Here is a 12,703-nt window from a genome sequence, read left to right as displayed (position 1 = left end):
TCAGCCGGCCAGCGCGACGTCGGCGGGCGCGGACCGATCGGCCAGCAATCCCTCGCGCTTGGCGACGATCAGCGGGACCAGCATCTGCCCGGCGACGTTGACCGCGGTTCGCCCCATGTCGAGGATCGGGTCGATCGCCAGCAACAGCCCCGCCCCTTCCAATGGCAGGCCGAGCGTGGTCAGTGTCAGCGTGAGCATGACGGTTGCGCCGGTCAGCCCGGCGGTCGCCGCCGATCCCAGCACCGACACCATCACGATCAGCGCGTAATCGCCGGCGTGCAGCGTCAGCCCGAAGAATTGCGCGACGAAGATCGCCGCGACCGCCGGATAGATGGCGGCGCATCCGTCCATCTTGGTCGTCGATCCGAGCGGTACGGCGAACGCGGTATAGGCGGAGGGTACCCCCAGCGCGCGCTCGGTCAGTTCCTGCGTCACCGGTAGCGTCCCGACCGACGACCGGGTGACGAAGCCGATCTGGATCGCGGGCCATGCCCGGCGGAAGAACCAGAGCGGGTCGATGCGATGCACCGCCAGCAGCAGCGGGTAAACGACCAGCAGGACGATGCCGAGACCCAGATAGACCGTCGCCGCGAACGCGCCGAGCGACGACAGGGTGCTCCAGCCATAGCGGACGATCGCATCACCGATCAGCGCCGCCGATCCGATCGGTGTCAGCGCGATCACCCACCGCAGCAACCGGCGCAGGATCATCAGGGCCGAGGTGTTGAACGCCAGAAACGGCTCCCCCGCCGCCCCGACCCGGACGGCGGCAGCCCCGACCGCGATGGCGACGACGATGATCTGCAACACGTTGAAGCCCAGCGTGGTCGTCGCCGCGCCATCGGCGAGTTTCGTCACCGCGGTCAGACCGAGCAGATTGGCGGGAACTAGCCCTTTCAGGAAATCGAGCCAGCTGCCCACGGCGGTCGGCGCAGCGGCGGCGGCGATGGGCGCGCTGCTATGCAGGCCCGGCTGCATCACCAATCCCAGCACGATGCCGACCGACACCGCGATCAGCGCAGTGATCGCGAACCACAACAATGTCTGTCCGACCAGTCGCGCGGCATTGGGCAGGTCGCGCAGTGCCGCGATCGATCCGACGATCGCGGTGAATACCAATGCCGGGACCAGCGTTTTCAGCAACTGGACGAAGATCTGCCCGACCGTGTGCAGCGTCGTGCCGAGCGCACCGTCCGCGCCGCCCGCCTCCGCCGCGACGAAACCGAGGCCGATGCCGACCGCCATGCCGATCGCGACCTGCACGCCGAACGACGGCCAATATCTGGAAAGCTGCATCGAAGATATGTCGGGGGAACGGGCCACCGCGACAACCAAGCAAAACTAGGCTTGCTGCAACGCGGTATTACAGGCCCTCCCCGCCGACCCAATGTGCGTTCGACAGATAGCGTGCGACATCCCACACCTGTCGCCGCAAATCGGGCACGGCGACGATTTCCCAGAAGGCTCCCCGCGTCATCGGGCCGATCGCGAACAATTGCTCGTCCGCCGTGCCATCGGCCCGCAGCACGCGACCGGTCGATTCGACCTCGATCCCCAGATGTTCGGGATCGGGCCGGATGCGCCCGGCATCATGCAGCCGGGCGAGCAGCGGGTCGTCGGTCCGGGTCAGGTCGCCCTGCGGGCCGGTGCACGCGATGATGCGGGTGACGTGCAGGGTCTGGACGGTATCGTCCCCGCGCGGACGCCACCGCACGTCGACGCTGTCCCCCACCGGCATCGCATCGCATGTCTTGCCCGCCAGCACGGTCAGCCGCCCGCCATCGATCAGCGCCGCGATCCGGTCGGCGACGGCGGGGGCCAGCCGGTGGCGATGGATATCCCACCATGGCCGCAAATGGCGCAGGAAGCGGCGGCGTTCACCGTGGTCGGCCGCTGCCCAGATACCCTGGGTGAAGGGTCGCAATTCGTCGATCGCGCTGCGCCAGCCGATCGCCTGCCCGCGCGCCCGCACCGCTTGCACTAGCGCCGACAGCGGCGGGGTCGGGCGTTCGGCCAATGGCGGTTCGCCGGGCGTGGCGGGGGCATGGCGATGCGGCAGCAGCCCGCGCCGCGACAGGGCGACGATCTTCCCACCAAAGCCCCGCGCCTCCAGCGTCAGCACGACATCGATCATGGTCAGCCCGGTACCGATCAACAGTACGCGGTCGTCGTCGCACAGCCCGGCGGTCCCGCGCGCATCCCATGGATTGCCGACATAGGCGGGCGATCCCGTCACCGCGTCCAGTCCCGGCGGCACTTGCGGTGCGAGATTGCCGACCGCCAGCACCACCGCATCGGCGGCGATCGTTCGTCCGTCGCACAGCGTCACCTTGCCGCCGTCGCAATCGACCGCCTCGCCCGCGACGATCGTCAGCCGGTCGGGCGCCGCTGCCTGCGCGCCGGCCAGCAATTCGCGCAGATATGCGCCATAGGTCGCGCGCGGCACGAAATCGCCGCCGCCCTGCGCGCCGCCCTGTTCTGCGAGCCAGCGGACGAAATGATCGGGCCGATCGGGAAAGGCGCTCATATTCGCGGCACGGACGTTGAGCAGATGGTCGGGCTGCGCCATGCCGTACGCCACCCCCTGCCCCGCCGCGTCGCCGCGTTCGATCAGCGTGGCGCGCGGCCCGTCATGGCGCAGCAGGTTGATGGCGAGCAGCGTTCCCGAAAAGCCGGCCCCGACGATCGCGACATGACCGATCATGCGACATCCCCTTCGCGACGACGAAAGCTGCTGGCGTCGATGCCGTGGCGCTGCAACCGGTCGTACAGGCTGCGGCGCGGCAGCCCCAGTGCCTCGGCCGTCGCGGCTACATCGCCGCCGGCCTGTTGCAATGCCTCCGCGATCATCGCCGCTTCCAGCCGGGCGAGCCGTTCGGTCAGCGACAGGCTCCCCCCGTCCTGATCGTCGCGGGCCAGCGCCAGCACGGTCTGCACGGCGAAGTTGCGGAGCGCCCGGACGTTGCCGCGCCACGGATCGGTCATCAGCCGCGCCTCTACTTCGGCGGTGATCGCGGGCACCGGCCGGTCGTACTGCGTCGCCGCGTCGCGCAGGAACCACGCGAACAGCATCGGCACGTCGGCGCGGCGTTCGCGTAACGGCGGGATGCGCAGCCGGATCGTTTCCAGCCGATAGAGCAGGTCCTCGCGGAACCGCCCGCTTGCCACCTCATCGGCCAGATTGGACTTGGCGGCGGCGATGACGCGCAGGTTGACGACGCGCGGCGGTTCGCGCCCATTGGCGGGCAGCTCGCGCTCCTCGATCACGCGCAGCAGCTTGCCCTGCATCGCGCTCGACATGCTGTCGATCTCGTCGAGGAACAGCGTGCCGCGATCGGCCTCGGCGATCCGCCCGCCGCTGCCGCGCGTGCCGAACAGGATCTCGTCGACCAGATGGTCGGGCAGCGCCGCGCAATCGACCGACACGAAGCCATGATTGCGCCGCTTGCTCCAGCGATGCAGCTGGCGCGCGGCCAGTTCCTTGCCGGTGCCCGTCTCCCCCTCGATCAGCAGATCGACGTCGATCTGCGCCAGCTGCCGCAGCTTGTCGCGCAGCGCGTCCATGGCCGGCGTCGTACCGATCAGCGGATAATCCTCCTCCGCCGCCTCGACCGATGCCCGCAATCGCCGGTTTTCGAGCACCAGCCGCCGGGTTTCCAGCGCACGGCGGACGCTGGCGATCAGATGGTCGGCGGCAAAGGGCTTGGCGATGAAGTCGAACGCACCGCCGCGCATCGCCGCCACCGCCATCGCGACATCGCCATGCCCGGTCATCAGCAGCACCGGAATCTCGCCGTCGCGCGCGCTGACCGCTTCGAACACGGCATGGCCGTCCATCCTGGGCATGCGGATATCGGTGACGACGATGCCGGGAAAATCCGGTCGCACCCGGGCCAGCGCGCTGGCGGCATCGGCGAACGCCTCCACCTCCAGCCCGGCAATGGCGAAGGAATCGACCAGCGCCGCCCGCAGCGCGTCGTCGTCATCGATCAGCAGGATCATCGCCGGCTTCCTTCTGTAATGTCACGCGAAACGTTGCGCCTGCACAGGATGGCACGACCGCAACCGTCCCGCCGAATTCGGTCACGATATCGCGGACGATGCCCAGTCCCAGCCCGAGGCCGTCGGCTTTGCCGGTGACGAAGGGTTGGAAGATGTCGTCGGCGATGGCCGGGTCGATGCCGGGACCGTTATCGGCGACGGTCAGCAACACCTGCTGCCCGACGGGATCGACGCGCACCTCCACCCATGGATCGAGCGTGTCGCGCACCGCCTCCAGCGCGTTGGTCAGCAGGTTGACCAGCACCTGTTCCAGTCGCACCCGACCGGCACGCACCACCGGCTGCCCGGTCGGCGGCAGCATGAGCGCGACTCCGGCGCCGCGAAACCCGTCCCCGACCAGCAGCAGCGCGCCCGCAATCACCGCATCGAGCGGCACCGGACCGATCGTCCCCTTCCCCCGCCGGGCGAAGCGTCGCATCTCCTGCGTGATCGCACCGATCCGGGCGGTCAGGTCGACCGTCGTCGACAGGTTCGCCGTCACCCGGTCGATCCGGCCGCTGGCCAGATGATGTTGCGCATTTTCCGCCAGAGTGCGGATCGTCGCGACCGGCTGGTTGATTTCGTGGACAAGGCCGGCGGTGATCGATCCCAGCGATCCCAGCCGATTGGCCTGTGCCAGTTCCTCCCGCGCCGCGCGGAAACGTCGGTCGATCTCGGTCCGCTCGGCGATCTCGGCGCGCAACGCCGCGGTCCGCTGCGCCACCGCCGTTTCCAGCGACGCGCGATAGCGTGCCGCCTGCGCCGCCCGCGCCGATCGCCACACGAACAGCGCCAGCAACGCGGCAATCGCCAGCGATGCGGCGATCGTCGTCAATCGCGCCAGCGCGGCGGCGTCGCGAAGCGTCCGCTGCGTCGGCACGACATGCAGCAACTGCCAGCCGGCCAGCGGCATGGCGGCGCGGGCGAGCAGCATGTCCTCGCCCCCCGGCCCCCGCGCCGTATCGTGGCCGAAGCGATAGCGGCTGGACGACAGCGGCGCGTCGCCGAACTGGCCGCTGCGGGCGATGTCGGCGCGAACCGCGGCAGACAACGGCCGGGTGATGCGGAACCGCTCTGCGGCATCGGTCGCGAACAACAGGATGCCGCGCCCATCGGCGACCAGCGTCTGTCCCGGATCGCTCGACCATGCCCGGGTGAGGTCGTCGAACTCGACCTTGACGATGATGACGCCGGCCGGGTCGCGCGCCGTGCCGATCCGGCGCGCGAGGAACAGTCCGGGCCGGCCGCTGACATTGCCGACCGCATAATATTCGGCCGCCCCCCGCTGCATCGCCCGGATGAAATAGGGCCGGAAACGATAGTCGCGCCCGACGAAGCTTTCCGCCGTCCCGGCGTTTGAGGCCGCCACCGTCCTGCCCCGCCGGTCGAGCAGGTACAGCACCGGCGCCCCAGTCCGCTGCGCCAGCAACGCCAGCTTGCCGTTCATCCGCCGGGTCGCATCGGGATCGCCCCGCCGCAGCGTGTCGAACAGATCGGTATATTCGCCCAGCACGATCGGCAGCAGTCGAAACCGGGCAAGGTCGCTGGCGAACAACCGAGCCTGTTGTCGGGCGGTGCGGGCGGTATCTTCGCGCAGCCGGTCGATCCCGGCGCGCTCGAACCAGACTAGCGCGGCCAGCCAGATCAGCCCGACCATCGCCATCGCCGCGATCAGCCCGGCCAGCAGCGTCATCCGGCGATGGATCCACCCCATGCGTGCAGAATATCGCAATGCTTGCAGCCATACCATGCGGAATTTCGCGCCGGATGCCATAGCCGGACTGTCAGATTGTTATTTTATGATGGTATCACAATTACTTGTATGGATTCGCGATATTGTTTTGCGGGCAGCAGGCGATCCTGCATTCTCTCCTCCATCGGGCGGAACATGATTCCGTACCCAATCTGCAATCTTGGGAGAGATGCCTTGACCTCCATACCGCACCCGTCGGTCGCGACCGGTCCGTCGACCAATTCGCGGCTGAAATCGATCATCGGCGGATCGACCGGCAATCTGGTCGAATGGTTCGACTGGTATGTCTATTCGGCGTTCACCCTGTATTTCGCGCCGCACTTCTTTCCATCGACCAGCCAGACCGCACAGCTGCTGAGCGCCGCCGCCGTCTTTGCGATCGGTTTCGTCATGCGGCCGATCGGTGCGTGGATCATGGGCATCTACGCCGACCGCCATGGGCGCAAGGCGGGTCTGACGCTGTCGGTGACGCTGATGTGCGCCGGATCGCTCATCATCGCCTGTACGCCCGACTATGAAGCGATCGGCCTGCTCGCGCCGTCGCTGCTGGTCCTTGCGCGGTTGATGCAGGGCTTGTCGGTCGGCGGCGAATATGGTGCCAGCGCGACCTATCTGTCGGAAATGGCGGGCAAGGACCGGCGCGGTTTCTTCTCGTCCTTCCAGTACGTCACGCTGATCTCGGGCCAGTTGCTGGCGATCCTGCTCCTGCTGCTGCTGCAATCGGTGATGCCGAAGGCCGAACTGGAAGCTTGGGGCTGGCGCATTCCGTTCTTCGTCGGTGCGGTGCTTGCCGTCGTTGTCTTCTACCTGCGGCGCGGCCTCGCCGAGACCGAGAGCTTCAAGAACACGAAGAAGACCGATGCGCCCAAGTCGGGCTTCCTCATGCTGCTGCGCAATCACCCGAAGGAAACCGCGCTGGTCATGCTGCTGACCGCCGGAGGTACGCTCGCCTTCTACGCCTATTCGATCTACATGCAGAAGTTCCTGGTCAACACCTCGGGCTTCACCAAGGAAACCGCGACCCAGATCAACGCGATCACCCTGTTCGTGTTCATGCTGTTGCAGCCGATCGCCGGCGGCCTGTCGGACAAGATCGGGCGCAAGCCGTTGATGATCGCCTTCGGCATCGCCGGGGTGCTGTTCACCTATCCGATCTTCAGCGCGCTGGAACAGACCCGCGACGCCATGACCGCCGGCCTGCTGGTGATGGCGGCGCTCATCATCGTCACCGGCTACACCTCGATCAACGCGGTGGTGAAGGCCGAGTTGTTCCCGGCGCATATCCGCGCACTGGGCGTGGCGCTACCCTATGCACTCGCCAACACGATCTTTGGCGGCACGGCGGAATATGTCGCGCTGAGTTTCAAGGATGCCGGGTGGGAGCGCGGCTTCTACTGGTACGTCACCGCGATGATCGGCATCTCGCTGGTCGTGTATCTGCGGATGCGGGACTCGTCGAAGAACAGCCTGATCCAGGAGGATTGATCCGCCTACGCCGATCTCCTTCCACCTCTGACGGGCGGCGAGATACCTCGCCGCCCTTCTTGTATGGCAGCCACGACCGCCGACATGGAAGCGATGCGTGCACTGCTCCCCTGTCTGTTGTTCCTGACCGCTGCCTGTGACGGCGGTGCCACGCCCCAGCCGCAACCCGAAGCAAGCGCCGCGACCCGCGGGCTGAACGCCGACACGATGCAGGCGGCCATGGCCGATGCGCAACGCCTGCCGCGATTACGATCGCTGCTGGTGCTGCGCGACGGCCAGACGCTCGCCGAACGCGTCTTCAACGGCGGTCCGGCGCTCGACCGACCGGTCAACATCAAATCGGCCTCGAAATCGGTGATGTCGGCGCTGGTCGGCATCGCCGTCGCGCGTGGCGTATTCACCGGCGTCGATCAGCCGGTGCTGCCGATCCTGCGCGCCGATGCGCCGGCCAACCCCGACCCGCGCCTCGCCCGCGTGACGATCGGCAACCTGCTGTCGATGCAGGCCGGGCTGGAGCGGACCTCGGGTGAATATTATGGTCGCTGGGTTTCCAGCCCCAATTGGGTCCGCTTCGCATTGTCGCGGCCGTTCGTCGCCGATCCGGGCACGGACATGCTCTATTCAACCGGATCGACGCACCTGCTGTCGGCGGCGCTGACCCGGGCGAGCGGTCGCAGTACGCTGGCCAATGCCCGCGACTGGCTGGGCGAACCGTTGGGTATTACGATTCCCGTCTGGCCCGCCGACCCCCAGGGCATCTATTTCGGCGGCAACGAGATGCGGCTGTCGCCGCGCGCGCTCGCCCGGTTCGGCGAACTCTATCGGCTGGACGGCATGGTCGACGGCAAACGCGTCCTGCCGGCCGGTTGGGTGCGGACCAGCTGGACGCCGCGCGCGACATCGCCATGGAGCGGGCAGGACTATGGCTATGGTTGGTTCCTGACCACGATGCGCGGCCATCCGGTGCGCTTCGCATGGGGCTATGGCGGGCAGATGGTGTATGTCGTCCCCGACCTGCGGCTGACGATCGTCATGACCTCCGCCGCCGACGCCCCGCGCGACACCGGGCATATCGACGCGCTGCACCGGCTGGTGGCCGACGGGGTCATCCCGGCGGCCGAGGCGGGCGTTACAGGCTGACGATCGCTTTCAGCACGCTATCCGCCTCCTCGATCAACTGCGGCATCCGGACCAGCGCTTCGTCGATCGACAGATGATGCGTGGCGATATGGTCGGTGGCGATCCGACCGCTGCGGATGCTGGCGATGACGTGGTCGAAATCGACCGACAGCGCGTTGCGGCTGGCGCGCAGGGTCGTCTCGCGCTTGTGGAATTCGGGATCGGCGAAGACCAGATCGTCCTTGCACACCCCGACCAGCGTATAATCGCCGCCATGCGCGACATAGGCCAGACCCGCGCGCATCGCCGCGATGTTGCCGGTGGCGTCGAACACCTGATCGAACATCTCACCTTCGGTCATCGCCGCCAGCGTGTCGGTCAGCATCGCGTCGGCGACCACGGTCTCGCCGAACCCGAATTGCCCGGCGGCATAGTCCAGCCGCTGCGCGCGCGCATCCGCCAGGACGATCCGCTCCGCCCCCGCAATCCGCGCGAACAGGGCGGTGCCGACGCCGATCGGCCCCGCCCCGACGACGAGCACGCGGTCGCCGGAATCGACCGCTGCCCGCCGGACCGCATGGGCCCCGATCGCGAGGAATTCGACCATCGCCGCCTGTTCGAGGCTGAGGCCGGTCGCGTCGATCACCGCCGCCTCGGGCACGGTCAGCCATTCGCACAGGCCGCCGTCGACATGCACGCCCAGCACGCGAATTGCTGCGCAGCAATTGGGTTTGCTGCGACGACATGCGCGGCAGGTGCTGCACGAAAGATAGGGATTGACCGTCACCACCTGCCCGACCGCGAACCGGCTGCCGGCAGGTGCCTCGACCACCTCGCCGGCCAGTTCGTGACCGATCAACCGGGGGTATTCGAGGAACGGATGCTTGCCGGCATAGATATGATAGTCGGTGCCGCACAGCCCGACCCGCCGCATCCGCAGCAGCACCTCCCCCGCCGCCGGTCGCGGCGGTTCACGGGTTTCGAGGCGCAGGTCGAACGGTTCGGCACAGACCAGCGCCTTCACGCGGTCAGCCCCCGCCCCGACAGCACCAGCGCCAGCCCGATCGGATGGCGCGCCGCTGCGGGCAGCGTCACTTCCAGCGCATCGCCGGTGCGCCGGAACGACAGCGGCGTGGTATCGCCGGGCATCGTCACGCGGCGCACCTCCCCGGTCAGCGTCGGATCGTTGCTGCCCAGTAGGGTCAGCCGCACGACGTTATCGTCGGGCCAGCCGAGCACCAGCGCGTGCAGATCGTCGCCGCGCACCACATAGCGCACGTCGCGCGCGCCATAGGGCGAGTTGGGACCACCTTCCGAAAACAGCCCCTGTCCGGCGCGGGTCGGCCCTTCGCCGAACCGCTTCCACGGCCGGGTCGCATAGATGGCGGCACCGAAGCGCTGCATCCAGCCGCCAATCTCTCCGACGATCCGTTCTTCCTTCGCGTCGATCGTCCCGTCGCCGCGCATCGGCACCGACAGCATCAGATTGCCGTTTTTCGACACGACGTCGCACAGGGTATGGATGACGGTGGCGGCGGACTTGTAACCGTCGCGCGCCGCCAGATCGGCATCGTAATGCCAGTTGCCGAGACAGGTATCGGTCTGCCACGGAAAGCGTTCAATATAGCTCTTGCCGCCGCGTTCGACGTCGTCGACGATCCCCATCCGCCGCTGCGGCGGCGTCGTCTTGCTGGTGACCACCGCCTCCAGCCGCCCGCCATGCCACGCCATCGACTGGTTGTAATACCATGCCGTCACGTCGAGCCCGTGCTGTTCGAGCGGAAGGTCGAAATTGTCGAAATAGATCATGTCGGGACGATGTTGTTCAATCAGGTCGCGGCACCGCAATTCCCAATTGCGGGCGAAGTCGCTGTTCGCGGGCACCCCTTCGGTCCATAACCGGTCGGTCGCGTCGTGCCACAGATCGGCTTCACCCCGCGTGCGGATGCCGTCGGGCATCGGCATGTGCCGCCCGGTATAGAGTTGCTGCGGGTCGAGCCCGTCCCACCATCTGCCGCGCCCCTGTGCCGCGGTCAGCGTGTACGCGTCATACCGCTGTCCCGCGCGCGGCCCGTCGGGATCGTACCCATAGGCCGCCTGGTTCCAGTGCCACGCATGCGCCGAATGGTTCGACACCCCGAACCGGAGCCCGCGTTCGCGCGCCAGTTTCGCCCAGGTACCAACGATATCGCGCTTCGGCCCGACCCGCGTCGTGTTCCACGCGTGATGCCGCGACGCATAGGCATCGAGATTGTCGTGATGATTGGCCAGCGCCATGAAATAGCGCGCGCCAGCCTTCTGATACAGGTCGAGCAACCGCGCCGGGTCCCAGCGATCGGCCGTCCACAGATTCTGGATTTCGATGAAGCCGCGATCGGCGGGATGACCATAATGCTTGAGGTGATGGTCGTAAGCGCGGCTGCCCGGCAGATACATGTCGCGCGCATACCAGTCGCCCGCCTCCGGCACACATTGCGCGGTCCAGTGCGCCCAGATGCCGAACTTCGCATCGCGGAACCAGTCGGGCGCGCTGTAGCCGGCGGTCAGCGACGCCCAGTCGGGGGTGAAGCGTGCCGGCGGCGGCACCTTCAGCGCGCGCCCCGCCCCCATCGGCGTCGGCTGGGTCGGCATCGCCGATGCCACCGCCGGTGCCATTGCCGCCGCGGCCAGCCCGCCCCCGATCATCTCGCGCCGTGTCGCGTCCATACCAACCCTCCTACAGATCCAAGCCCAGCCGATAGAAGCGATCGGCGCTCCGCCCCCACACCGCCCGCCGTTCGTCGTCGGACAGGCTCGACAGCAGCGTGGCATAGGTCGACAGCGTCGCATCGAGCCCCGCCGCGAGCCGGTCGGTCGGGAAATTGGTGGCGATCATCACCCGGTCGGCACCGAACCGGTCGACCACCTCGCCCACGATTGGTGCCAGCACCACCGGGTCGAGCGCCGGGTCGATGAACCCCGCCCCCGACAGCTTGATCGCGGCATGGGGCAGTTCGGCCAAGGCGATCAGCCCGCTGCGCCATTCGTCCAGCCCGTCGGACAGGATCGGCAGTGCGAGGTGGTTCAGCACCACCGGCACGTCGGGATGGGCACGCGCCAGGTCGGCCAGTCCCGCCAGTTGCGGCGGGAAGCCATGAAAATCGAAGCTGAGGCCATAGTCGGCGAGCAGCGCGAACCCGCGCGCCCATGTCGGATCGCGCGTCAGATCGCGGTCATGGGCACATCGTGCGGCATCGCGCGGATGCCAGTTGATCAGGTGGCGGATACCGCGCACGCCCGGTTGCGCCGCCTGCCACGCCAGTTCGTCCTCGACATCCGCCCGGTCGAGCGCGACGCGGGCGACGATCGCGCTAGGCAGGCCATCGGCTGCGGCGACGCCGGTCAGCCAGTCCGTCTCCGCCCGCCCCTGATCGGGGTGCGCCCCGGCATCGACATGCACCGCCCCGACGGGATGCCATGCCGCCGTTTCGCGCCGGTAATCGTCGATCCGGTAATCGGGGGCGATCGCCGCCTGCGCCGGATCGGCCAACCACGGATAGGGCAGCACGCCATGGTCCCACAGGTGGAAATGCGCATCGACGAACGGCGGGCGATGGGTGTCGCCTGCAGTCACCACCGTCCCCGTCGCTGCCGCCGCATCGTCGCTGTCTCACCCACGGGCCGCTTGCCGATGCGCGACCTTTTTATGGGTGCGATCCTAGGTCGGAAAATGCAACGCTGGCAAGGGGATCAGTCGCTTTCCGGCGGCAGTGCCGCGGCGCGATCCTCATAGAGGCGCTGGAACCTCGCATGAAGCGACCGGCTGACCGGGTCGCATCGTTCGCCCTGACGGCGATGCTGATCGGCCCGCTTGAGCAGATAGTCGCGGTCTTCGGATTCGGAGACGGCGATCGGCGCGGGAGTGAACTCGTTGGGCATGGCCGATCCTACCCCCGCCACCCGATCCGCCATATCGTGCAGAAATACCTTTTATTAGGTAGATTTGCGTCAACGGTCCGGTCGAAGGCACCGTCGATATCGCCGTCCCGGGCTTGACCCGGGATCCCGCTGTTCTTCGATCATGGCGGCCAAGAAGCGGGACTCCGGGGCAAGTGAAGACCTCTGCGAAAGTCGCAAGCTGGGCCAGAAACGCACCGTACCCCCGCGCAGGCGGGGGTCCAGAGCCGAGCATAACAACGGCTTGCGCCTGGAACCCTGGCCCCCCGCCTGCGCGGGAGTACGGCAGGGGACGGGAACCGGTACTGTCGCAAAGGTCTCGCTCAAGCCCGGCGTGACGATGATGAAACGGACGTCGATTGCGCCATC

General features: G+C 67.6%; 11 protein-coding genes. 3 read left to right on the top strand and 8 right to left on the bottom strand.

Annotated elements, in window-relative coordinates:
• The 4 genes from ASE50_RS03875 to ASE50_RS03860 all read right to left on the bottom strand — a co-directional run bounded on the left by ASE50_RS03875 (position 1) and on the right by ASE50_RS03860 (position 5,755).
• Positions 1-1,296, bottom strand: coding sequence for a dicarboxylate/amino acid:cation symporter (locus ASE50_RS03875; RefSeq protein ID WP_056395843.1), 1,296 nt, complete (start codon positions 1,294-1,296; stop codon positions 1-3).
• Positions 1,297-1,363: 67 nt separating this feature from the next.
• Positions 1,364-2,704 carry an FAD/NAD(P)-binding protein gene (locus tag ASE50_RS03870; protein ID WP_056395840.1) on the bottom strand — a complete coding sequence of 447 codons (1,341 nt, stop codon included), beginning with the start codon at positions 2,702-2,704 and terminating at the stop codon, positions 1,364-1,366.
• Positions 2,701-4,002: a sigma-54-dependent transcriptional regulator gene (locus tag ASE50_RS03865; protein ID WP_056395837.1), complete on the bottom strand. Its 1,302-nt coding sequence runs from the start codon at positions 4,000-4,002 to the stop codon at positions 2,701-2,703. The genes ASE50_RS03870 and ASE50_RS03865 overlap by 4 nt, the downstream gene beginning before the upstream one ends.
• A complete protein-coding gene (locus tag ASE50_RS03860; protein ID WP_056396066.1) occupies positions 3,983-5,755 on the bottom strand; it encodes a sensor histidine kinase in 1,773 nt (590 codons plus the stop codon). The genes ASE50_RS03865 and ASE50_RS03860 overlap by 20 nt, the downstream gene beginning before the upstream one ends.
• Between ASE50_RS03860 and ASE50_RS18935 the strand changes: the two genes are divergently transcribed.
• From ASE50_RS18935 to ASE50_RS03850, 3 genes are all read left to right on the top strand, one after another.
• On the top strand, positions 5,754-5,933 hold the full coding sequence (locus ASE50_RS18935) for a hypothetical protein (RefSeq protein ID WP_162236156.1): 180 nt from the start codon (positions 5,754-5,756) through the stop codon (positions 5,931-5,933). The two genes, ASE50_RS03860 and ASE50_RS18935, sit on opposite strands and share 2 nt — an antisense overlap.
• Positions 5,934-5,977: 44 nt before the next feature.
• Complete coding sequence (locus ASE50_RS03855) at positions 5,978-7,279, top strand: MFS transporter (RefSeq protein ID WP_056396063.1); 1,302 nt, start codon at positions 5,978-5,980, stop codon at positions 7,277-7,279.
• Between the two features lie 93 nt (positions 7,280-7,372).
• Positions 7,373-8,419, top strand: a complete 1,047-nt coding sequence (locus ASE50_RS03850; protein ID WP_082438783.1) for a serine hydrolase domain-containing protein — start codon at positions 7,373-7,375, stop codon at positions 8,417-8,419.
• Here the strand turns inward: ASE50_RS03850 and ASE50_RS03845 are convergent.
• From ASE50_RS03845 to ASE50_RS03830, 4 genes are all read right to left on the bottom strand, one after another.
• Positions 8,409-9,422 (bottom strand): zinc-binding alcohol dehydrogenase family protein, encoded by a 1,014-nt coding sequence (locus ASE50_RS03845; RefSeq protein WP_056395834.1) that lies wholly within the window; start codon positions 9,420-9,422, stop codon positions 8,409-8,411. The two genes, ASE50_RS03850 and ASE50_RS03845, sit on opposite strands and share 11 nt — an antisense overlap.
• Positions 9,419-11,104 (bottom strand): alpha-L-fucosidase, encoded by a 1,686-nt coding sequence (locus ASE50_RS03840; protein ID WP_056395831.1) that lies wholly within the window; start codon positions 11,102-11,104, stop codon positions 9,419-9,421. The genes ASE50_RS03845 and ASE50_RS03840 overlap by 4 nt, the downstream gene beginning before the upstream one ends.
• Positions 11,105-11,114: 10 nt before the next feature.
• A complete protein-coding gene (locus tag ASE50_RS03835) occupies positions 11,115-12,011 on the bottom strand; it encodes an amidohydrolase family protein (protein WP_200909473.1) in 897 nt (298 codons plus the stop codon).
• A 116-nt stretch (positions 12,012-12,127) separates the two neighbouring features.
• The gene (locus tag ASE50_RS03830) at positions 12,128-12,316 is read right to left on the bottom strand and encodes a hypothetical protein (RefSeq protein ID WP_056395825.1); all 189 of its coding nucleotides are present in this window, start codon (positions 12,314-12,316) and stop codon (positions 12,128-12,130) included.
• Between the last annotated feature and the right edge of the window lie 387 nt (positions 12,317-12,703).

It is taken from the genome of Sphingomonas sp. Leaf5 (assembly GCF_001421155.1).
Classification (GTDB): Bacteria; Pseudomonadota; Alphaproteobacteria; order Sphingomonadales; family Sphingomonadaceae; genus Sphingomonas.
The sequence above is the reverse complement of the archived record's forward strand: the minus strand, read 5'-3'. Positions and strand labels throughout refer to the sequence as shown.